The following is a 22,894-nucleotide window of genomic DNA, read 5'->3' on the forward strand; positions in this document are numbered from 1 at the left end:
CAGCGTGGGCAAAGCGGAAGGAAAACGGATCTTATGGAAGACCTTGGCAGCTTTTTTCGCCGCTATGCCGATGCACATCTTAAATTCGAAGCAGACGCCCTTGATGCGTTCTATCACTTCCCGTGCCTGATCAATGACCTGATGGGGGTTCATGCCATCGGCTCGGTGGAGGATCTGCATAAATACAATCAGTCGTTTTTTGATGAATTGAAAAATGCCGATCTGGCGATGGCGAAATCAATGCTGGTCGAACAGCATTCCGCCCTGCCCGGCGGATCGCGCGCGATCGTGTCGTTCCGGTTCGGCAATTCGGAAAACAATCTGATCTTTGATTGTGATTATGCCTTTGCCCTGCTCAAACAGGACGAAACATGGAAAATCGTTTTTGCCCAGCTTGACGAGATCCGATACAGCGATCTTTATTAGGCACGTGCACGCCCCAAGGCCAGACGCGCACGGGGCAGATCTTTCGCTGTGGCTTTGCCCAGCACCCGTTCAATTTCAACGGGCGCATCAAGAAAACCTGCCAATCCATACCCTTGAAAGTATGAAACGCCTGCCTGCACACCGGCTTCGATCTGCGCCACTGTCTCACAGCGGCAGAAAACTATTTTATTGATCAGATCGGGCGAACATTGGTCGAGTGTCTGCCTGATTTCATCGGGTTCGCAATCCGCCACATGCAGTTTGATGAAGTCGGCGATTTCAGTTTCCTTGGCCAGAAGCTGTGTCAACCGCGACAGCGGAACACGATCAAAGGCCAGTCGAATGCCATGCCTTTGAAAACGTGACAAAATTCCCTGACGGACTTTGGGATTGTTTCGCCACATCAGCAACGGGATTTCCACCGTTAACTTGCGAAGCTGACGGGATGGAATGGTTTTGATCATTCGCTGAAAATTGGCGCTGACAACAGCCACAGGATTCAGGTTCAGAAACCGCGCGACATCACCCGTATAGTTTTCCTTGGTGACGTAGGATAGAACCCGGTTATCCAGAAGCTCTGTAAAACGCGCGAACATCCATTCATCGTTGAGAATTTCCTTGCCCGAGATTTCTTCCATCGCGGCAATAGAAACCCAGAACTCCTCACCGGCAAGCGCAGGCGTGCTTTCCGGCAGCAATTCCCAGATCAGTTGGCTGCGAATATGCATCGAGATGTCGGCCTGGCCAATGATCCGCTCGATTTCGACAAGTTGCCCAAGCTGGGTGACGTTTTTTGGCGGTGCCAGATAGAAATCAAGGAAGTCTTCGGCATTTTCGCGTGTGATGGCCCGCATATGACCGACACAGCAGAGCGCAAAAGCAGATGCTTCCTCACTAAGATCGAAGACCTTGCAGTCAAGGCCGCCATATCGGCGTGCCAGCAAAAATGTTCTTACATTTTCGACCAGTTCTTCCATTCGGCTGCGCTGGTCGTTGGGCATCGTCAGGACGAATGTGTGGTCTGATAAAATGCGCGGCGTCAGGTTTTGCAGACAGCCATATTGAAAGTAGCGGACAAATGAACAAAACACCGTCCGGCTTCGTGTCGTCGGCACACTTGTAAAATCAAGAACGAACGCGCAATGGTCAGGTTTATGAAGGCCGGATTTCTGAATACTGGCGAGCAACTCTTTCGGGACTGTTCTATTCATCCAAGGACCCCTAACGATGCAACTTCATTGTATGTGTCGCTGTTGATCGCGACTTCCTTTAGCGTCCCGGTCTGTGAATTGGATCGTGCTAGGCACGGGTCAAGAGTTATTCTATACTTTAATATAGTACATATCTCTACGGAATCTAATGTGTCCATGTCAAGTAATGGTTGACCGGGCACATGACTTCGAATTGACGATCAGTCACTTAAGGTTCGTACTCAACTGCCGCCTGAACCAATACTTTCTTTGATTTCTGCCGACAGACAGCACAAGATAGATACTTGGCCGATCACACAGTCAGATAAACCATGAGCCCGATGCATTTCTTCAAAACCATGCTTGTTCTGGGAACGGTTACGGCCTTTTTCGTCGCGAGTCCGGCACTAGCCGACCCCGATTTCGATGAACTGGTTGGCAAGGCGCGTGCGGTTGATGGCGACACGCTGGAGTTTGGTTTCAAACGCGTTGATCTTTGGGGGGCGGACGCGCTTGAACGGTTCCAGCGATGCATCGTGAATGGTCAAACCACGGCATGCGGTGCAGATGCCTGGCAGGTCGTTACCAATTTGATTGCAGCCGGGCCAATTACCTGCAAGGTGCAGGGCAAGAACCGGTACCATCGCAACATGGCGATCTGTCGCAATGCCAACGGGATTGATATCGGCCAAAGCATGATTGCACGCGGCATGGCCGTGGCACGGACCGACGAAATGCCATCTTATGCTGCGGCTGAAAACAGCGCACGCCAAAGTCGTTCAGGGGTATGGGCCGGGCAGTTCATCGACCCGCTGCTGTGGCGACGCGGAGAAAGGTTGCCGGAACATCAAACCGAAGTCCGCCGCTGGCAACGTGACGAATAAAGGCCACTGTCACGCGCCTTTGCCCGGCGCACCAGCTGCCGGTTCGCCGTCTGTGTCTGTCGCGTTGGCATCCCCCGAACCACGACCGGTTGCCGAAAAGAACGGACGGGCCAGTAACCGACCAAGACCGGCCAGTGTCACACCATTCTTGATCGATGCCACACCAACAATGACGATAGCAAAGCCAAGGGCTTGTGCCGTGGTCAGAACTTCGCCCAGTAGTAGCCAGGCAGCAAAGAATGTCATGGCAGGGCCCGAAAGCGAAATCAGTGCTGCCTGTGTCGCCCCGATCCGCCGAATACCTTCAAACAGCAGAAAGAACGGGATCACGGTGCAGAAGATCGAAATACCCGCGGTCCACAAAACCCCATCGACATTCAGATTTAGCGGCTTGGTGACGATCAGTTCATAGATGATCATTGATACACCTGCCATGGTATTGACCATGGCGGCAAAATGCATTGATCCAATGACCGAAATCATCCGCTGCCCGAAATAAAGGTAACAGGCGTAAGTCAGGGCGGATGCAAACGCGAGCGACGCTCCCAGCCAAAGCTGATCTGAAACGGCACCGATCCCGTTGGGGGCGAGAACCAGTACCAACCCGACATAAGTAACCGCAAAGCAGACAAACTGGCGCAAGGGAGGAAGCCGCCACTTATGCAGGCATTCAAGGATCAGGACGATGGCCGGGAATGTGAAAAGCACGATCCGCGAGACGGTGACATCAATCACCGACACGGCGGTAAAATCAAACAGGGCAGCGGCAAAGAACAGCCCGCCATAAAGCGCGCCCCAGAGAATATCGACCGGCTTCATCGTACGTTCGCCCGGTCGGTGTTTGCCAAACAGATAAACACCGATCCAGAAAAACGGCATCGCGATCAGAAAACGCAGCAGCAGCAAACCATCCACCGTCATGCCGGTGGCATAAACATATTTTGCCAACAGCCCCTTCATCGCGAATGCCACAGTCGACAGCAATACAAGGGTCAGGGCCGAACCCGATGGCTTTGCCACGGATTTGGCATCTGCTGGCGCGGATGGTTTTGTCATTATTGTCTCCGGTCTCTCTCGACCTTAACTATCTGCCGCGCATAGCCATTATTCAATTCGAATTAAATGTTATCAGATATCAGGATTTGCTATATCTAACAAAACATACGCCGGTTCATATTCCTTTTGGATTGCAGATAAATGGACATCAAACAGCTTCGAAGCTTTGTTCACATTGCCGAACTTGGCAGCCTGTCGCGCGCGGCCGACCGGCTTAACCTGTCGCAACCAGCCCTGAGCCGACAGCTTAACCTTCTGGAAGAGGCACTTGATACCCGCCTGCTGGAACGGACCGGACGTGGGGTCAAACTGACCGAAGCCGGTCAGATGCTGGCGGAACGGGCACGGGTTATTCTGGGTGATCTCGCAAGGCTGGAGGCCGATCTTTCGGCGCGACGCAGCAAGGTGACCGGTCATGTTCATGTCGGTGTGCCGCCCAGTGCGGGGATCGTCATTACCGGCGCACTGGTCGAAGCATTGCGTGAACGCTATCCCGATCTGAATATCTCGATTGCCGAGGATCTGACAGGTGACGTGCAGGAAGGATTGCTATCGGGTCGTCTTGATATCGGCATCCTGCATGACGGCATGATTTCGCGAAGCCTGCATGCAGAACCATTGTGGCGCGAAGACCTGTTTCTGATTTCCCATCCGTCGCGCGTTGGCGAAGGCGAAACCGAAATTGCCTATGAAGATGTATTGGCCCTACCGCTTATCATGCCAACGCCAAAACACGGGTTGCGCGCCAAGATGCAGGAAGCAGCATTCCGTGCCGGTCGTCCCCTGACCCCGGTGGTCGAAGCCGATGCGTTGCGGGTTCTGGTCGATCTGGTGCATCGCGATCTGGGCCATACGGTTTTGCCACGAAGCTCGCTTGTGATGGAACTTTCGACCGGTCGGCTTAAGGCACGGCGGATCGTCAACCCGCAGCTATCGCGCAAGGTGATGTTGTCGTGGCTTCAGGATCGCCCGCTAAGTACCGGGGCCAAGGCCGTGCTTGATACCCTGCGCGATCTGGCCGGCACCATGCCGATGGCTGATAACTGAAAAGAAAACCCCGGCACGACAAACGTACCGGGGTTTGATGGAAAGACTTTGGACCGATCAGACCGGGGCTTCGGAATCAGATGATTTCTGCCACAGGTTCAGGCCGCCATCGGTCGCGTATTTATCGATCTCAGCCAGTTCCTCGGCACTGAATTCAAGATTGTTCAGGGCATCAAGGCTGTTATCAAGCTGTTCGACATGACGCGCGCCAATCAGGGCCGATGTGATTTCCGGGCGACGCAGCACCCAAGCAATCGCCATCTGTGCCAATGTCTGGCCGCGGCGTTTGGCGATTTCGTTCAGGGCGCGCACACGGTTCAGGTTGTCTTCGGACAGCATGCCGGGCTGGAACGATCCTTCAAGGGCTGCACGGGAATTTTCCGGCACACCATTCAGGTATTTGTTGGTCAGAAGCCCTTGCGCAAGCGGCGAGAATGCAATGCAGCCAATGCCAAGTTCGGACAGGGTATCAAGCAGACCTTCGGTTTCGACCCAGCGGTTCAGCATCGAATAGGATGGCTGATGAATGACGCAGGGCGTGCCCAGATCAGTAAGGATCGCCTGCGCCTTGCGGGCCATTTCGGCGGAATAGGACGAAATGCCGACATAAAGCGCCTTGCCCGAACGCACGATCTGATCGAGTGCGCCCATGGTTTCGGCAAGCGGCGTGTTCGGATCAACACGGTGCGAATAGAAAATATCCACGTAATCAAGACCCATGCGCGACAGGCTTTGATCCAGACTTGAAATCAGATATTTGCGCGAACCCCATTCGCCGTACGGCCCCGGCCACATGCGGTAACCCGCCTTGGTCGAAATCACCAGTTCGTCGCGATGGGATTTCAGATCCTTTGCCAGCACCTTGCCAAAATTTTCTTCGGCCGATCCGGGGGGCGGGCCATAGTTGTTTGCAAGATCGAAATGGATGACACCGCGATCAAAGGCACGCCGGATCATGGCACGCTGCGTTTCAAAAACGTCAACACCACCAAAATTCTGCCAAAGGCCAAGCGTGATCTGCGGCAGCATCAGGCCGCTTTTGCCCGAACGGTTATAGGTTGCATTGTCGTATCGCGCGGGATTGGCATTCCAGCCTTCTTCCACTGACGCCATGTCTTCCTCCTGATTATTTTCTTTGGGGCCATGCCCACAATTGAATCGATCCAATGTTTTATTCATAAGGCAAAAAGACCACGCTGTCAGGCGTGTTAAAACGAAAAAACCGCCCCGATATGTCGGGACGGTTTTGTGATATGCCTTGACTTGATAGGGGGAACTTACGCCGCACGTTTCTTGATCGGTGCCGTTGCCTTTTGCAGCCATTCAAGAAGATCTTCGTCAAGATCGTCGGCATACATCGCATAGACCTGCGCGTGGTAATCGTTCAGCCACTGCAATTCGTCCTTGGTCATCAGTTCCGGATCAATCAGTTTGCGTTCAATCGGCGAGAAGGTCAGCGTTTCAAAGCCCAGCATCGGGCGATCCGCCCCGACCGGACCATCAATCTCGACAACCGCTATCAGGTTTTCAATCCGAATGCCGTATTCGCCTTCCTTATAGAAACCCGGCTCGTTCGACAGGATCATACCCGGTTTAAGCGCGATCTTGTTCGGGGCTTTGGAAATCCGCTGCGGACCTTCGTGAACACCAAGGTAACTGCCAACGCCATGCCCGGTGCCGTGGTCGAAATCAAGACCGGCTTCCCAAAGCGGCGCTCGGGCAAGGGTATCCAACTGCTGGCCGGTGGTGCCGACCGGGAAAATCGCGCGCGCAAGCGCGATATGCCCCTTCAGCACACGGGTGAACCGATCCCGATGTTCCTGGGTCGGCTGTCCGATCACGGTTGTCCGCGTGATATCGGTGGTACCGTCCAGATACTGCCCGCCACTATCGATCAGGAAAATTTCGCCCGGCGAAAGTTTGCGATTGGTTTCGGGGGTATTGCGATAATGGCACAAAGCACCGTTCGGGCCGCTGCCCGGAATGGTTTCGAAACTGGTATCGCGGAATAACGGATCTTCGGCACGAAGTGCGAGAAGTTTGTCCGCAGCCATGCGTTCGTCAATGCTGCCATCGGCAGCAGCTTCGTCGAGCCACGCGAAATAACGAATGATCTTTTCGCCGTCGCGTTTGTGCGCCTTGCGCGATCCTTCAAGCTCGACCTCGTTCTTGCAGGCCTTGGGCAATGCCACCGGATCACGGCCGATCCGCATGGTTGCACCGGCATCGGCAAGCTTCATGCGCAGCCAGTCGGATGCGGTTGCCTCGTCCAGGCGGACCGACTGATTGCCCAACGCGCCAAGGGCTTCTTCGAGTTCGCCGGGCTGGCGGAGGGTCGCATCGTTTTCAAGCCATTTGACGGTTTCAGCCGCAAACTTGCGTTCATCCATAAACAGATCAACCGATGCATCGCCATGAATGATGGCATATCCCAACGGCAGCGGAATATGGGGTACATCGCCGCCACGGATATTCAAAAGCCAGGCGATGCTGTCAGGCGCGGAAATCACCGCACTGTCGCATTCCAGCTTTTCGAGCATTTCGGCAATCTGTTTACGTTTTTCCGCGTTTGATTTACCGGCATGTTCCAGAAGATGTGGACGAACGGGCGCTATCGGCATGGCGGGCTGTTTATGCCACAGAACATCAATCGGATTGGGTTCGATTGCGACCAGTTCGGCACCGACACCCTTGCACGCACCGCGCAGATGTTCGGCCTGCTGCACGGTATGCAAATGCGGGTCATAGGCCAGCTTCTGTCCCGATTTCAGATTGTCGTGGATCCAGCCGACAACCGGCTCATCGACCAGATGACGATATTCGTAAATGTCACGGTTCACCTGCTGGCGGACCTGAATGGTGTAACGGCCATCGACAAATACTGCGGCCTTGTCGGCAAGCACCACCGCCGCCCCGGCCGACCCGGTAAAGCCGGTCAGCCACGCCAGACGTTCGGCACAGGCAGGAACATATTCACCCTGATGTTCATCAGATCGCGGTACGACGAAGCCATCGACACCCTTTGCCGAAAGATATTTGCGAAGGGCATCAACCCGACCGGCAGCATCATAGCCATCCTTGGCATACAGAAATTCCGATTTGCGTTCATCACGCAATGCCAGCAGGGCCGATTTCAGATCATCGCCAAGCTTGCCACCGACCAGATCAAGCCAATCGGTTCGCGTATCGCCATTGGCACTGGCAAGAACACCGTCGATCAGATCGACAATGGCAGTAACGTCCTTGTTAACGCCGTCACGTTCAAGCATGGCAGCAAGTTGGGTATCGCCGGGAAGGGTCATCAAAATCCTCGTTTCTATGCGTGGGGCAGCATCCGACCAAAGCTATCTAAGGGTTTTCGCTGATCACTTGCAAGATGGAATGCCATAAAACGCCTTCCTGCGCGTCAGATCAGGTCCGCAATAAACTACACCTGTTCTGGTCCTATACCACCACATGCATCATGGGTATGAAAGCCCTGCAAGCTTCGCAATGCAAATTAAGGAAAGTTTAAACTATGACATCCCGGTGACAAAAAGATGACCCGTCGGGACGTCAATTTGCAGGAGACCAAAACGGTGATCCGTTTTCCAATTACTGCCCAAAGCGTTGTTCAATCGCGTCGTCGTCAGACGGCCTATGACGGTCTTGAGCGCCTCACCCGTGCGGAAAGAGCCGCGCTCGGCCTTGATACAGGCCCTGCCAATCTGTCAGACGACGCTGAAAGCCACCATCGGGGTCAGACCCTTTCGGTAGCAGCAATGGGCAGGGAATAGGGATCAATCCCGCCCGCCTAGGTCTTTGATGCCATAGGACGCCACGCAGGATCGAAGGTTCGCGATCCTTGCGGTCTTTTTTTGTCTTTCCCTCTGAGACGGCCCTGCTACTCCACAGCAGGGCCGTTTCTTTTTGACCCCGGCATAAAACCCGCGCCATAGTGTCGCCCGACATTGATTTTCGGGGAAACATCCATGACAAAAACCGTCCTGATCACAGGCGGCTCCCGCGGGATTGGCCGTGCCACGGCCATTCTGTGCGCGCAACACGACTGGAACGTCGCCATCAGCTATGTCGGTAACAGGGAAAGTGCCGATGAAACCTGCGCGCTGTGTGAACGGGCCGGACGAACCGGCAATGTTTTCGCCCTGAAATGCGACGTGAAATATGAACAGGACGTTGTTGACCTGTTTCAGGCAACGCTTGACCGGTTCGGAACAATCGATGCGGTTGTCAATAATGCCGGGATCGTTGCCCCCAAAAGCGATCTGGCGGATATGAGCATCGAACGGATGAAATCGGTGTTTGATACCAATGTTCTGGGGGCCTATATCGTTGCCCGCGAGGCCGCACGTGCTCTGTCAAATGCGGGCGGTTCAATCGTCAATGTATCGTCGATGGCCTCCAAACTCGGATCACCGGGCGAATATGTCGATTACGCCGGGTCCAAAGGTGCGATTGACACCCTGACCATTGGTCTTTCGAAGGAACTTGGTCCCAAAGGCATTCGGGTCAATGCGGTGCGACCGGGCATTATCGATACCGACATTCATGGCAGTGTCGGCCGCCCGGAACGGGTTGCCGAACTTGGCCCCAACTGCCCGCTGGGCCGCGCGGGCAAGGCAAACGAGGTCGCCAATCTGATTTATTGGCTGCTGTCAGATGACGCGTCCTATGTGACCGGCGCGCTGATTGATATTTCAGGCGGGCGTTAAGCCCGGCCCCCAAAGCCCCATGACCCGAGTAAACACAAGAATGTCCTGCGGCATTTATGCATGGCGGACATTCCGCCAAACGCGCATTTGCCGATATCAAAAACACGGCCTGTCGATACAATTCCGGCGTTGTGTTCTTGATGGAGCAACGCACATAAATGGACGACTTTTTCTGGTGGATCGTTCTGATCGGCTTTGCCGCACAGCTTGTTGATGGTGCGCTGGGCATGGCTTATGGCCTGACATCGACATCGCTCCTGATCAGCATCGGCCTTCCCCCGGCGCAAGCCAGTGCAACAGTGCACGCCGCCGAGATTTTCACCACCGCCGTTTCTGGCACATCACATCATTTCGCGCGCAATGTTGACTGGAAAATGGTCAGGACACTGGCGATTGCCGGTTCCATCGGCGGCGCTGCCGGGGCGGCGTTGCTGTCATCGGGGATCGGCGAATATCTTGCGCCGTTTGTCGCCCTTTACCTAAGCGCGCTGGGCGTTCTGGTCATTGCCAAGGCGGTGCGCAAGGTACAACCGCCTGCGGCCATGCGCGGGCTTGCCCCGCTTGGTCTGGTTGGCGGGTTCCTTGATGCGGTGGGCGGCGGCGGATGGGGACCGATCGTATCAAGCACGCTGGTCTATCGTGGCCATGCCGAACCGCACCGTATGCTGGGCACTTCGGCGGCGTCGGAATTTTTCGTCACGGTGATGATCACCGTGACCTTTGCCGGGCATTTCGGACTGGAAAGTTTCGGGATGGCGGCACTGGCACTGGTGATTGGCGGCGTGCCCGCCGCACCGCTTGCCGCCGTTCTTGTCCGCATCATACCACGCAAACCGCTCATGATCGCTGTCGGATTGCTGATCGTGATCCTTGGCGGGTTCGGGATTTACCGGTTTGTCAGTGCGTTGCTGGTGGCTTAGCCAACCACCAGCGTCGTCCATTCTTCGACCGGGAAACGTTTGACCAGCGACAGGCCGACATCGCGGTAGGCCGACAGAACAAACTGTTCCTGATGGGACAGAAGCCCCGACAGAACCACATAACCGCCATCGGCCAGCGTCCCGCGCAGGTCGCGTGCCATATGGCGCAACGGGCGGGCAAGGATATTGGCACACACAATGTCGTAATAACCGGCATTGCGGATGCGAACGTCGCTAAAGCCGTTGGAATGGATCGCGGTGACCAGATCGGTGATCTTGTTGATCCGGGCATTTTCACGGGCAACGCGCACCGATGCGGCATCGATATCGGCCATCATCACCGGGCAGCGCCATGTTTTGGCACATGCCATGCCCAGAATGCCGGAGCCACAGCCCATATCAAGCGCATTGTGACGATAAGAATGTTTGGCGATCCAATCGATTGCCGCAAGGCAACCCTTGGTCGTTTGATGTTCGCCAGATCCGAATGCCAGACCGGCATCGACCTGCAAACCGGTTTTGGCCACCGGCACGCCGTCTTCCCAGTGCGAGCCATGGACATAGAACCGGCCGACCGAAATCGGCTTGAAGCTGCGCAGATTGTCGCTGACCCAGTCTTTGGGCTCGTAAGTGCCAAACTCGACGACCGGCACGTCAACACCAACGGCTGATGCCATCAATGATACGGCGGTTTCAACCGCAGTCTTGTCAAGGTGATCGCCCGAAAAGCCCTCGACCTTCCAGGGTGCGGTCGGATCGCCCGGCCGTTCGAAATGCGACAGGGCATCGCAATGCTCATACAACGCCTCGGCAAAGGCGGCGGCATATTTGCCATCGACCTCGAAGGTGAAATTATAGCAACGAACGGTTTCGGTCATATCGCTTCTCGCAAGATTGCGGCGGCCATTTGACCGCACCAGAAATAATGTCCGGGCGGCTTAACCCGGCAGGATGAAACTGTCGACCACTTTCTTTGTGCCGACACCTTCGAAATGAATTTCAAGCTTGTTGCCATCGACCGCCTTGACGGTGCCGGGGCCGAATTTGCGATGACGTACCGCATCACCAACCTTGTATTTCGATGATTTCGAACTGGTTGTGTAGCTGGTTTCACCGTCCGGCTTGACGTCGATCACGTTTTTGCGCACCCGGTCCTGCCAGCCTGCGCTGGCAAACCGGCGTTCGCCGGTCCCGCCATAGGGGTTATAGCTTTCCGCCGGTTTGTTATCCGCCCAGCTTGGCATTTTCATCCAGTCATCGGCCCCCCATGCACCCGGCGATACATTGCCGCGATGATTGCCAAGGCCGGTATCGCTGATGCGTTCGACATGCTCGTCGGGCAATTCATCGACAAAGCGCGACGGCAGGGCCGATTGCCACTGGTTATAAATCCGCCGGTTGGCGGCATAGGAAACCGTGGCACGTTTGCGCGCACGCGTGATGCCGACATAGGCCAGACGACGTTCTTCCTCAAGTCCCTTGACGCCGCTTTCATCCATGGCGCGCTGATGGGGGAAAACGCCCTCTTCCCAACCGGGCAGGAAGACATAGTCAAATTCCAGCCCCTTTGCCGCATGCAGGGTCATGATGGTGACTTTTTCCTGATCGGCGTTCTGTTCGTTTTCCATCACCAGCGACACATGTTCAAGGAAGCTGGTCAGGTTTTCAAACTCGCCAATTGCGGATACCAGTTCTTTAAGGTTTTCGAGACGGCCCGGCGCATCGATTTCCTTCGATGTCCGCCACATATCGGTATAGCCGCTTTCATCAAGAACCGTTTCAAGCACCGCCACATGCGATGTGGTTTCAAGCATCTCGCGCCAGCGTTTGAAATCACCCAGCAACCCGCCAATCGCCTGACGCATTTTGGGTTTGAGTTCCTCGGTCCCGATCAGATCAAGGGCCGCCGCCGGAAGCGACACGGCCTGATCACGCGAATATTGATGCAGGGTTTGCAAGGTGGCCTTCCCCACCCCGCGCTTGGGCACATTGACGATGCGTTCAAACGCAAGGCTGTCATCAGGTTGGGCGACCATGCGGATATAAGCCAGCGCATCGCGGATTTCCTGACGTTCATAGAAACGCGGTCCGCCGACAACCCGGTACGGGATGCCCAATGTAATCAGCCGTTCCTCAAACTCGCGGGTCTGGAACCCGGCGCGAACAAGGATCGCCATCTGGGATGCACCGATGCCACGGCTTTGCAGGGCTTCGATATCCTCGCCGACAAGCCGCGCCTCTGCCTCGCCATCCCAGACACCTTTGACAAAGACCTTTTCGCCGGTATCAAGTTCGGTCCAAAGCTCCTTGCCCAGACGACCATCGTTAAAGGTGATCAGCTTGGACGCCGCCGCCAGAATATGGGGCGTGGAACGATAATTCTGTTCCAGCCGGACGACCTTGGCCCCGGGGAAATCGGACTCGAAACGCAGGATGTTGCCGACCTCGGCCCCGCGCCAGCTATAGATCGCCTGATCGTCATCACCGACACAGCAGATATTGCGATGAACCATCGCCAGCGCACGCAGCCAAAGATATTGGGCCACGTTGGTATCCTGATATTCATCGACCAGAACATAGCGGAAGGTTTCCTGATAGCGGCGCAGGATTTCCGGATGTTTCTGGAACAGGGTCAGGCAATGCAGCAAAAGATCGCCGAAATCGGCCGCATTCAGAACCGCAAGGCGTTCCTGATAGATTTTATAAAGGTACTTGGCCCCGCCATTGGCGAACTCGACACTTTCATTGACCCGTTCGGGTGAAAGCCCCTTGTCCTTCCAGCGCTGGATGATGCCCATCAGCTGCTTGGCGGGCCATTTTTTCTGATCGATCTGTTCGGCATCCATGATCTGCTTGAGCAGGCGGACCTGATCGTCGCTATCAAGGATCGTGAAGTTTGATTGCAACCCGACCAGTTCGGCATGACGGCGCAACAGGCGGGCGGCCAGCGAGTGGAAAGTCCCCAGCCACCATCCTTCAACCGGACGGCCCAGCGCATGGGCAACACGTTCCTGCATTTCCTTGGCCGCACGGTTGGTAAAGGTCACGGCAAGGATTTGCTGCGGATGCAGGCGCTCCGTCTGTCCCTTGGTTTCCAGCAGATGGGCAAGGCGGGTCGTCAGAACGCGCGTTTTCCCGGTCCCGGCACCTGCCAGCACCAGCAACGGGCCATCAAGCGTTTCGACTGCTTCGCGTTGCTCGGCATTCAGATTGGCAAGGTAATCCGGTGCGGGTGCGTCCTGAAGGCGCATTTCCGGGCTTGCGGCGAATTCATCGATTTCAAAGGGATCATCCATCATGTCGGGATATATAACATGCTCTGCAAACGGGGCCAGTATTGGCATTCAATCAAGTGGCGATATCGGGTTGCTTATTGTGCAACAAATCAGGAACGTCGACCAATTTTTTCCCTGAAAATATTTTTCCGCCTGCTTTTCTGCGCCAGTTTTTCCTGCGCCTCGCGTGAACAGTCATAACGACAATCACCACGCAAGGAGCCCCTGATGAGCGGCATCAACAGTCTCAGTGCCAGTCTTGCGCAAATATTTAGCCAAACACAATCGACCGGTAGCAGCCAGTCTACCGAAAGCAGCAGCGGCGTAGAAGGCATTGGTGGATTTGCGCTCGCCAGTGCGCAAAGCACGGCCTCGACACAGGCGGTCGACGCGGTTTCGGAAATTGCTGCCAACGGACAGGGCAGCGTTGACCAGCTTTCCGATCAGATCAAAGCCATGCTGCTCGAAATGCAGGAAAGCACCGACACATCGGCCACCGATGGCGGTTTCGATGCGCAGCAACTGTTCGATGACCTTGATACCGATGATGACGGCTCGCTGACCAAGGATGAATTCCTGGCCGGGAAACCCGATGATGTCAGCGATGAAATGACCGAAAACCTGTGGTCGATGATGGCGGGAAGTGATGCCGAAAGCATTTCCGAAGACGATTACCTGACAAGCATGGCACCACCACCCGGTGCCACTACGGCCACGGCAACTGCGGCTGAAAGCACGGGCAGTTCATCGGACGGTGACAGTGCCGCAACATCCGATATCGAAAATTACGATCCGCTTGATACCAACGAAGACGGTATTGTCAGCCTTGCCGAAATTATGGCCGCCTCCCCGGCCAATGAAACCGCGTCGGTCAGCAGCACAAGCAACGACGCAGCCACCACGACCAGCAACGGCCCAACACCGTTCGACAACCGTCTGATGGCGCAGTTGATGGCGTAATACCGTTCACTTCCGACGAAGCGATAGCACCAACTTGCTGCCGGCCCCCCGAAATCAAACCGGCAGCATTTTTTTGCCTTCACATTCAGGGAATACCTCAGAAAAGCTTAGGCGGCGCATCACCGCGCTCTTCGCTTTGCAGTTCCAGAAGCGCGTTGTTATAGGACATCATCGCGTCCTTTTCATGGACGAAGCCCACTATCAGGCGTTCTTCCTCGTTATTGATCACCGGATCGTTGGATGCTCGCGCGACGCGCCCCCCAATCAGATGAACGTGCATCTATTGCCTCCACACCCGGTATAATTCATGCGGTCGGTATCACAGGCTTGTTGCGTATCGCCTTGCACTTATCCAATCGTCCGTAAGGGTTGGCAGGTTATAACCTGTTGGATAATGGGCAAATTATGCCGCCCAAGACACACAAAGCCCTGACGCCGGATATGTTTGGCGCAATACAAGGTTACTGACATCAGCAGACCTTTGGAAAAGTGCCAATGGTCTTGAAGTTGCATGAATTTTTCCGGTTCGCGTTACACCCTGCAAAAGGTTCGCCTTTTGTGTGGTGTAGTGCTGTGTACATCCATGAAGAAGGACATTTTTCATGAACAGTCTTCTTGGATTGGGATTTGGGCTACCGGTAACGTCGCCCAACACCTCAGTATCTAAGGATGGTGGACCCGAAGGTATCGACAAATACAGCGCATTTAGCGCAACACCTCAAAGCAGCAAATCTGCACAACCGACCTTTTATGGCACCAAATTCGGCGATTTGTCTGATGCGGTGCAGACGGTCATGCTGGAAATGCAAGCAACCGGAAGCGGATCGACATCCTTTGCCGATGCAATGGCCAATGTTGCAGAACAAGGCAAGGATGCCACTTCCGGCGAGGAGGCCTCCAAGGGGGTCTTCTCGTCAAATTCTGATCCGGCCAAAAACGATCCTGCATTTGCTGAGCAGGATGCCGAGGAAGAATTCAAATCTGCCGTTCGTGACAGCTTGACCCCGCCATCAAAGGAGGACAAACGTAACGAAACGGCAGAAATTGAGACCCGTAAAGAAAGTCAGGAAATCGATATTGCCGCCCAACAGGCTGCAAACGATCTTCCTGAAAACGTTGCTGGTCTTGATAGTCGTGTTGCAGCCCAGGTCATGTCCGGTCGGCCGGGTCAAACCCAACCTGCACTGGCCGCCTGATAGTATTGGCCACAGAACCTTGAACGGAGCAGCGCATATAAGCGCTGCTCTTCTTCATCACGGATCGGACTAGAACAGCTTGGGCGGCGCATCACCGCGCTCTTCGCTTTGCAGTTCCAGAAGCGCGTTGTTATAAGCCATCATCGCGTCCTTTTCATGGACGAAGCCCACCATCAGGCGTTCTTCGTCATTATTGATCACCGGCAGGTGTTCCTCGCCGGTTTGTTCCATCAAACGCACGGCCTTTTCGATACTGTCGGTCCTAAGCAGGACCGGCGGCTTGGATCGGGCGACCTGGCCTGCGGTAACTTCTTCGCCCATCGTCGGGTCAAATGCGGCATGGCGCAGATCTGCCAGTGTGATCGTGCCATGCAACCGGCCATCATCATCAACAACAAACAGTTCGGAATAGGGGGCGTTAATCAGTTTTTCCCGTATTCCCGGCATGCCTTCGACAAGCGGCACGGTTTCGTATTCCGCCTTCATGATGTCGGCGACCTTCATCATGCGCAGCAAATTGACTTCCCTGCCCCATCGGGTTGAAAGCCCCCTGCATTTAAGCTGCCACGCGAAAAACGACCCGCCCTGAAACTGATCCATGATGACCGATGCAATCACCGATGCCACCATCACCGCAATGGTCAGGGCATAGTCGCCCGTCAGCTCAAACATCATCAGGGTGGTTGAAATCGGTGCTCCCAGCATGGCAGCGGCGACTGCCCCCATCCCGATCAGCGTATAAGCACCATAGCCCGATGAAAGGTCGGGAAAAACTGCCGTTGCCGTAATCCCGAAAGCCCCGCCCAGCATCGCCCCCAGGAAAAGGGCGGGGCTGAAAATGCCGCCCGCAAAGCCCATACCGATGCAGATCGCGACCATCGCGGCCTTTATAAACAAAAGCTGCATCAGGAATGACCAGTCATAAGCACCGTAAAGCGCATCATTCATTGCGCTGTATCCAACCCCGACAATCTGGGGAAACTGGATCGCAACGATACCAATCACAAGCCCCGCCACCGCAGGCCGTAACCAAAGCGGAATTTTGGATGCCTTGGCGGCCTTTTGCACCACCGGTATCGCGCGTGTTACGCAGATTGCGGTAATTCCCGCGGTGATGCCCAAAAGGATAAAAGCCGGAAATTCAAGGAAGGACTGGATTTCGTGGGCAGGCAGCAAAAAGGCAACATCGGCACCATAATAAAGCCGGGTTATGATCGTGCCGGTCACAGATGCCAGAACAATCGGGGCAAATGCCGTTAATGCGTAGTGACCAAGGGCCACTTCATGGGCAAACAAGGCCCCGGCCAGCGGCGCATTGAACGATGCCGCCACCGCCGATGCGACACCACAGCCAAGCAAAGTACGCGAAGCGCCGCGCCTTAAATGCAGTATTCGCGCAAGCCACGCACCGAAGGATGCCCCCATATGGGCAACGGGTCCCTCTCGGCCCAGTGACGATCCGGCTCCCAGTGACACAGCACTGACAAATGCGCTTTTGATCCCGCAACGCGATGACATGCGCCCATCGTGAAAGGCCACCGCGTCAATCAGGTCGGCAACACCGTGCGGGCGTTTTTCCGGCAGAAATTTATAGATGAATATGCCGACAAAAAGTCCGCCCAGTGTCGGGGCCGCCATCAGATGCCAGAATGGCAGATCGACAAGATAGTGATGAAGGGCCTCGTCCCCGGTGCCATAAACCAGTGCCTGAAAAAACAGCAATCCTTCGCGAAACACGATTGTTCCACCCCCGGCCATGGCCCCGACCACCAATGCCAGTATCGACAGCACAAGCTGTTCGCTTTTGACAAGGCGACGCAGTTGACTGAGCAGTTGGTTGGACTTGAAAAGCTTTTCTGCCATATCGGGGTACCGGCGGGAACGGGTGAAACAGGATGTGATCATATGATTACAAGTTCCTGCGAATAAAAGGTAAAGGTCGGCAAATCCAATATTTTTTGCCACTATCAGCATTTTTCAGGCACAAATAATGACCTTTGTTCGTTCAAAATGCTGTTTTGAGTGGGGAATGACCTGCCTTTCAAAAAACCATCATTGATCTTGCAACGAAAAATAACGCATGTTTGTTGCAATACAGGCCTTTTGGCTGGCGGGACTTGGCCGCACACAACAACAAACTCCTTTTTCAGGACTTCCGATAAATGACTGAAAGTCAAAAATCGGGCGCCACCATCGCCCGTCCGCTCCCCGGTTTTGTCGAATTCGTGGTATTGATGGCGATCACGATTGGTCTGGTCGCGCTTTCGATCGATAACCTGTTACCGGCATTCGGCCCGATTGCCACCGATTACGGCATCGAAGACGGCAACCGCATGCAGTTGCTGATCTATGTCTTCATGATTGCCTTTGGCCTGATGCAGATCGTTTATGGTCCGCTGGCCGACAGCTTTGGCCGCAAGCGTATCTTGATGCTGGGTCTTTCGATTTATGCCATCGGCACGGTCATGGCGATTTTTGCCGACAGTTATGACCACCTTCTGATCGCGCGTTTCGTTCAGGGACTTGGCGCGGCGGCCCCGCGCGTCCTGACGATTGCGATCACGCGTGACTGTTTCGAAGGCCGCGAAATGGCGCGTGTCATGTCGTTCGTGATGATGATCTTTATCATCGTGCCGGTCTTTGCCCCGGCATCGGGCAGCCTGATCCTCGCCCTTGCCAACTGGCACATGATTTTTGTCAGCACCCTTGTGCTGGCGATCATTATTGCCGTCTGGTACAGCCTGCGGATGCCCGAAACACTGCATCCGGAATACCGGCATAAACTGTCACTCAGCCGGATTGCGCGCGATATCAAAACCACCATCACCAACCGCCAGACGCTGGGTTATGCAACGGCGATGGGGCTGATGTTTGCCTGTCTGATGGCTTATATCGGATCGGCCCAGCAGATTTTCGAAACCGAGGTTTACGGACTTGGCGTCTGGTTCCCGCTGGTGTTCGGGATGATCGCCGCCTGCATGAGCGTTTCGTCCTTCGTCAATGCCCGGCTTGTGCGCAAGATCGGCATGCACAAACTCTCCCAGGGCGGGCTTCTGGTGATGGCAATCAGCAGCCTGATCAATCTGGGCATTGCATTTGCCTTTGACGGCGCCCCGCCGCTTCCGGTGTTTGGTGTGGGTCTTACGGTCACACTTTTCTGCTTTTCGATGACCATGCCAAACTTCAATTCGCTGGCGATGGAACCGGTTGGCCGGATTGCCGGCACCGCATCCTCGATGATCGGGGTTTACAGCACCCTGATCGGTGTTGTCGCGGGCGGCATCATCGGTCAGCAGTTCAATGGCACGGTGATCCCGCTGGTGGGCGGTTATCTGGCTCTTGCCGTGCTGGCTATCATCATTGTCGGCATCACCGAACGCGGGAAGTTTTTCCACGCGACGCATTGATGACCGACCCAATGTAAAAAAGCCCCGCAGCCGGAAAGCTGCGGGGCTTTTTTGGTTCTGTACGATCACGCCTGACGCGGATCGTAATTCAGGTTCGGTGCCAGCCAGCGTTCGGCTTCGGCCAAAGTCATGCCCTTGCGTTCGGCATAGCTTTCGACCTGATCGCGTTCGATCTTGCCAAGACCGAAATATTTGGCTTCGGGATGGGCGAAATAGAACCCGCTGACCGAGGATGCCGGGGTCATGGCACAGCTTTCGGTCAGTCTGACTCCGACATTCTTTTCGGCATCAAGCAACTGCCACAGCGTACGCTTTTCCGTATGTTCCGGGCAGGCAGGATAGCCCGGTGCCGGTCGGATACCGCGATAGTTTTCGGCAATCAGTTCCGCATTCGGAAGGTTTTCATCCGCCGCATAGCCCCAAAGCTCCTTACGCACCTTTTCATGCATGCGTTCGGCAAAGGCCTCGGCAAAGCGGTCGCCCAGTGCCTTGACCAGAATGGCGTTGTAATCGTCATGCTCGGCTTCAAGCTTTTTGGCGATTTCTTCGACCTGCGGCCCGGCGGTGACGACAAAACCACCGATATAGTCGGTTTTACCGGATTCTTTTGGCGCGATGTAATCGGCAAGGGCGCGGTTCGGGCGTGAATTGTTTTCACGGAACATCTGCTGGCGAAGCGTGCGCAGCATTACCGGTTCGTTCTGATCGGGTGCCGGGGTGACCTCGATATCGTCACCCACCGAATTGGCCGGCCAGATACCAACAACCGCACAGGGCTTGAACCATTTTTCATCGACAATGCGTTTGAGCATCGCCTTGGCGTCTTCATAAAGACCGCGCGCGGTTTCGCCAACCTTCTCGTCGTTCAGAATATCGGGGAAACGGCCATGCAGTTCCCAGGTTTCAAAGAACGGTTTCCAGTCGAACCGTTCAACCAGTTCGGCAAGATCAAAGGTTTCAAACCGGGTAATGCCCGGTTTGGCCGGTGCGGGAACATCATAGGCTTCCCAGTCAAGCTGCACCTTGTTGGCGCGCGCGTCCGCAATGGCAAAACGTTTTTTCTGCAATTGCTGGGCGGCGTGTTTTTCCGCCATCGCGATATATTCTGCACGGATTTCGGCGGCAAAACGTTCACGGTGGGTTTCAGATACAAGCTGGCTTGCAACCCCCACCGCACGCGATGCGTCAATCACGTAAACCACCGACTTGTTATAGTTCGGGGCGATCTTGACTGCGGTATGGACCTTGGACGTGGTTGCGCCACCGATCAGAAGCGGGATATTGAGCCCTTCGCGTTCCATTTCGGCCGCGACATAGGTCATTTCTTCAAGCGATGGCGTGATCAGGCCAGAAAGACCGATCATGTCGACCTTTTCGGCCTTGGCGGTTTCGATGATTTTCTGGGTCGGCACCATCACGCCAAGGTCAAGGACCTCGAAATTGTTACATTGCAGGACCACGCCCACAATGTTCTTGCCGATGTCATGGACATCGCCCTTGACCGTCGCCAGCAGGATTTTGCCGTTGGTTTCGCGCACACCGTCCTTTTCTTCCTCGATGAACGGGATCAGGTAAGCAACGGCCTTTTTCATCACGCGGGCGGATTTGACCACCTGCGGCAGGAACATCTTGCCCGCACCAAACAGATCGCCAACCACATTCATGCCGTCCATCAGCGGCCCTTCGATAACGTGAAGGGGCTTATCAGCCTGTTGGCGGGCTTCTTCGGTGTCTTCTTCGACGAACTCGGCAATGCCGTTGACCAGCGCATGGGCCAATCGTTCATTAACCGGCTTTTTGCGCCATTCGAGATCGGCCTTTTTCTCTGGCCCGCCGGTGCCCTTGTATTTTTCGGCGACTTCAAGCAAACGGTCGGTTGCATCCGGACGACGGTTCAGGATCACGTCCTCGACCCGCTCGCGCAGTTCAGCCGGGATTTCCTCATACACCACGAGCTGACCGGCATTGACGATGCCCATATCCATACCGGCCTGCGTTGCATAATACAGGAACACGGAATGCATCGCTTCGCGGACCGGGTTGTTGCCCCTAAACGAGAAGGAAACGTTGGAAACACCGCCGGAAATCTTGGCGTATGGCAAGCGTTCCTTGATCAGCTTGCAGGCTTCGATGAAATCGACGGCATAATTGTCGTGTTCCTCGATCCCGGTCGCGACCGCAAAGATGTTCGGATCGAAAATGATATCTTCGGGCGGGAAGCCGACCTTGTCGACCAGCACGCGATAGCTGCGTTCGCAAATCTCGATCTTGCGGGTAACCGTATCGGCCTGCCCTTTTTCATCAAAGGCCATCACGACGACGGCGGCACCATAACGGCGCAGAAGACGTGCTTGCTTGATAAAGGGTTCCTCGCCTTCTTTCAGGCTGATGGAGTTGACTATCCCCTTACCCTGAAGACATTTCAGACCGGCTTCGATCACGTTCCATTTGGAACTGTCGATCATGATCGGCACACGGGCAATATCGGGTTCGGCCGCCAGAAGATTAACGAATTTGACCATCGCCGTTTCGGCATCCAGCATCGCATCATCCATATTGATGTCGATGATCTGTGCGCCATTTTCGACCTGCTGACGGGCAACCTCAAGGGCTGCGTCGTAATTTTCCTCGACGATCAGGTTTTTGAACTTGATCGATCCTGCGACGTTCGTGCGTTCGCCGATATTGATGAATCTTGAAATGTCACTCATGGGTCTGTTCGATCTCTTTTTTCAGCTTCCCGGCATCAGGCGGCGTTGAATGGTTCCAGGCCCGAAAGACGCATTTTCGGTTCAATCACAGGCAATTTGCGCGGGGTCGCATTTGCCACCGCATCGGCAATCGCCTTGATGTGGGGTGGCGTCGTGCCACAGCAGCCGCCCAGCAGATTGACCATGCCGGTATCGGCCCATTCCTTGACCAAGGCCGCCATTTCGGCATCCGATTGATCATATTCACCGAACTCGTTGGGCAGGCCCGCATTGGGATAAACCGAAACACGGCATTCGGCAATGCGCGACAGTTCCTGCACATAGGGGCGCAACTGTGCCGCCCCCAATGCACAGTTAAGCCCGATCGAGAACGGCTTGGCATGACGGACCGAATTATAAAACGCCTCGGTCGTCTGCCCCGAAAGAGTCCGGCCAGAGGCATCGGTGATCGTGCCCGAAATCAGAACCGGTACATCTTCACCACGTTCTTCAAGCACTTCGTCGATGGCAAATAACGCAGCCTTGGCATTGAGCGTATCGAAAATGGTTTCCACCAGAAGCGTATCCGCCCCGCCATCCAGAAGGCCGTTCACAGCTTCCTTATAGGCTTCGCGCAGCTGATCAAAATTAACCCCGCGGAAGCCCGGATTATTCACATCGGGCGAAATCGATGCGGTGCGGTTGGTCGGGCCGATGGCACCATTGACAAAGCGCACATCGCCGGGATGGGCGGCTTCCCATTCATCGCAGGCCGCGCGCGCGATTTTGGCACTTTCGTAATTGATCTCGTAGGCAAGGCTTTCCATGCCGTAATCGGCCTGCGCAATCGTCGTCGCACTAAAGGTATTGGTCCCCTGAAGGTCGGCACCCGCGGCAATATATTGCAGATGGATATCCTTGATGATGTCTGGCTGGGTCAATGACAGCAAGTCGTTATTGCCCTTCACATCCTGTTTCCAGTCGGCAAAGCGTTCACCGCGATAATCTTCCTCGCTCAGCTTGTGCTTCTGGATCATGGTGCCCATCGCACCATCAAGGATCAGGATTTTGTTTTCGGCCCGTTTACGCAGCAGGGCAATGCGTTCCTTGCGGTCATTCATCATCGTCATC

Annotated in this window: 19 protein-coding genes; 9 read left to right on the plus strand and 10 right to left on the minus strand. The window is 55.1% G+C overall.

The genetic code is table 11. The annotated features are described in order from the left end of the window. Positions 1-33: 33 nt before the first annotated feature. Positions 34-426: a hypothetical protein gene (locus BC440_RS01610; RefSeq protein WP_063095085.1), complete on the plus strand. Its 393-nt coding sequence runs from the start codon at positions 34-36 to the stop codon at positions 424-426. Here the strand turns inward: BC440_RS01610 and BC440_RS01615 are convergent. Then, complete coding sequence (locus BC440_RS01615) at positions 423-1,637, minus strand: hypothetical protein (RefSeq protein ID WP_007089772.1); 1,215 nt, start codon at positions 1,635-1,637, stop codon at positions 423-425. The two genes, BC440_RS01610 and BC440_RS01615, sit on opposite strands and share 4 nt — an antisense overlap. 311 nt (positions 1,638-1,948) lie before the next feature. On the opposite strand from BC440_RS01615, the gene BC440_RS01620 reads away from it, so the two are divergent. Then, positions 1,949-2,500 carry a thermonuclease family protein gene (locus tag BC440_RS01620; protein WP_063095080.1) on the plus strand — a complete coding sequence of 184 codons (552 nt, stop codon included), beginning with the start codon at positions 1,949-1,951 and terminating at the stop codon, positions 2,498-2,500. A 9-nt stretch (positions 2,501-2,509) separates the two neighbouring features. Here BC440_RS01620 and BC440_RS01625 read toward each other — a convergent pair whose 3' ends face one another. Then, positions 2,510-3,556, minus strand: a complete 1,047-nt coding sequence (locus BC440_RS01625) for a DMT family transporter (protein ID WP_063095077.1) — start codon at positions 3,554-3,556, stop codon at positions 2,510-2,512. 141 nt (positions 3,557-3,697) lie between these two features. On the opposite strand from BC440_RS01625, the gene BC440_RS01630 reads away from it, so the two are divergent. Next, a complete protein-coding gene (locus tag BC440_RS01630) occupies positions 3,698-4,603 on the plus strand; it encodes a LysR family transcriptional regulator (protein WP_037992114.1) in 906 nt (301 codons plus the stop codon). 57 nt (positions 4,604-4,660) lie between these two features. On the opposite strand, the gene mgrA is transcribed toward BC440_RS01630, so the two are convergent. After that, positions 4,661-5,716 (minus strand): L-glyceraldehyde 3-phosphate reductase, encoded by a 1,056-nt coding sequence (gene mgrA / locus BC440_RS01635; protein ID WP_063095140.1) that lies wholly within the window; start codon positions 5,714-5,716, stop codon positions 4,661-4,663. 164 nt (positions 5,717-5,880) lie between these two features. Continuing rightward, positions 5,881-7,905 (minus strand): aminopeptidase P family protein, encoded by a 2,025-nt coding sequence (locus tag BC440_RS01640; protein WP_063095075.1) that lies wholly within the window; start codon positions 7,903-7,905, stop codon positions 5,881-5,883. A 237-nt stretch (positions 7,906-8,142) separates the two neighbouring features. On the opposite strand from BC440_RS01640, the gene BC440_RS01645 reads away from it, so the two are divergent. From BC440_RS01645 to BC440_RS01655, 3 genes are all read left to right on the plus strand, one after another. Continuing rightward, complete coding sequence (locus tag BC440_RS01645; RefSeq protein WP_007089778.1) at positions 8,143-8,379, plus strand: hypothetical protein; 237 nt, start codon at positions 8,143-8,145, stop codon at positions 8,377-8,379. Positions 8,380-8,574: 195 nt separating this feature from the next. Beyond that, the gene (locus BC440_RS01650) at positions 8,575-9,315 is read left to right on the plus strand and encodes an SDR family oxidoreductase (RefSeq protein WP_063095073.1); all 741 of its coding nucleotides are present in this window, start codon (positions 8,575-8,577) and stop codon (positions 9,313-9,315) included. A gap of 158 nt (positions 9,316-9,473) precedes the next feature. Next, positions 9,474-10,235, plus strand: a complete 762-nt coding sequence (locus BC440_RS01655) for a sulfite exporter TauE/SafE family protein (protein ID WP_063095071.1) — start codon at positions 9,474-9,476, stop codon at positions 10,233-10,235. Here the strand turns inward: BC440_RS01655 and BC440_RS01660 are convergent. Then, a complete protein-coding gene (locus BC440_RS01660; RefSeq protein WP_071239490.1) occupies positions 10,232-11,113 on the minus strand; it encodes a 50S ribosomal protein L11 methyltransferase in 882 nt (293 codons plus the stop codon). The two genes, BC440_RS01655 and BC440_RS01660, sit on opposite strands and share 4 nt — an antisense overlap. A 60-nt stretch (positions 11,114-11,173) precedes the next feature. Further along, positions 11,174-13,531, minus strand: a complete 2,358-nt coding sequence (locus tag BC440_RS01665) for a UvrD-helicase domain-containing protein (RefSeq protein ID WP_063095137.1) — start codon at positions 13,529-13,531, stop codon at positions 11,174-11,176. Between the two features lie 207 nt (positions 13,532-13,738). Between BC440_RS01665 and BC440_RS01670 the strand changes: the two genes are divergently transcribed. Next, on the plus strand, positions 13,739-14,470 hold the full coding sequence (locus BC440_RS01670) for a hypothetical protein (RefSeq protein WP_063095069.1): 732 nt from the start codon (positions 13,739-13,741) through the stop codon (positions 14,468-14,470). Positions 14,471-14,567: 97 nt separating this feature from the next. Here the strand turns inward: BC440_RS01670 and BC440_RS01675 are convergent, their stop codons facing one another. Then, on the minus strand, positions 14,568-14,750 hold the full coding sequence (locus BC440_RS01675; protein WP_063095067.1) for a hypothetical protein: 183 nt from the start codon (positions 14,748-14,750) through the stop codon (positions 14,568-14,570). A gap of 322 nt (positions 14,751-15,072) precedes the next feature. Between BC440_RS01675 and BC440_RS01680 the strand changes: the two genes are divergently transcribed. Continuing rightward, positions 15,073-15,666, plus strand: coding sequence for a hypothetical protein (locus BC440_RS01680; protein WP_063095065.1), 594 nt, complete (start codon positions 15,073-15,075; stop codon positions 15,664-15,666). Between the two features lie 69 nt (positions 15,667-15,735). Here BC440_RS01680 and BC440_RS01685 read toward each other — a convergent pair whose 3' ends face one another. Then, a complete protein-coding gene (locus tag BC440_RS01685) occupies positions 15,736-17,529 on the minus strand; it encodes a chloride channel protein (RefSeq protein ID WP_063095135.1) in 1,794 nt (597 codons plus the stop codon). A 299-nt stretch (positions 17,530-17,828) separates the two neighbouring features. Here BC440_RS01685 and BC440_RS01690 point away from each other — a divergent pair, with 299 nt between their 5' ends. Beyond that, positions 17,829-19,073, plus strand: coding sequence for a multidrug effflux MFS transporter (locus BC440_RS01690; protein ID WP_063095063.1), 1,245 nt, complete (start codon positions 17,829-17,831; stop codon positions 19,071-19,073). A gap of 65 nt (positions 19,074-19,138) precedes the next feature. Here BC440_RS01690 and metH read toward each other — a convergent pair whose 3' ends face one another. Together metH and BC440_RS22310 are read right to left on the minus strand one after the other, a co-directional pair. Further along, entirely contained in the window at positions 19,139-21,784 is a 2,646-nt protein-coding gene (metH, locus tag BC440_RS01695; protein WP_074624786.1) for a methionine synthase, read from the minus strand. 35 nt (positions 21,785-21,819) lie between these two features. Continuing rightward, positions 21,820-22,893, minus strand: coding sequence for a homocysteine S-methyltransferase family protein (locus BC440_RS22310; RefSeq protein WP_074624787.1), 1,074 nt, complete (start codon positions 22,891-22,893; stop codon positions 21,820-21,822). Between the last annotated feature and the right edge of the window lies 1 nt (position 22,894).

This window comes from Thalassospira sp. MIT1004 (assembly GCF_001858545.1).
Lineage (GTDB): Bacteria > Pseudomonadota > Alphaproteobacteria > Rhodospirillales > Thalassospiraceae > Thalassospira > Thalassospira xiamenensis.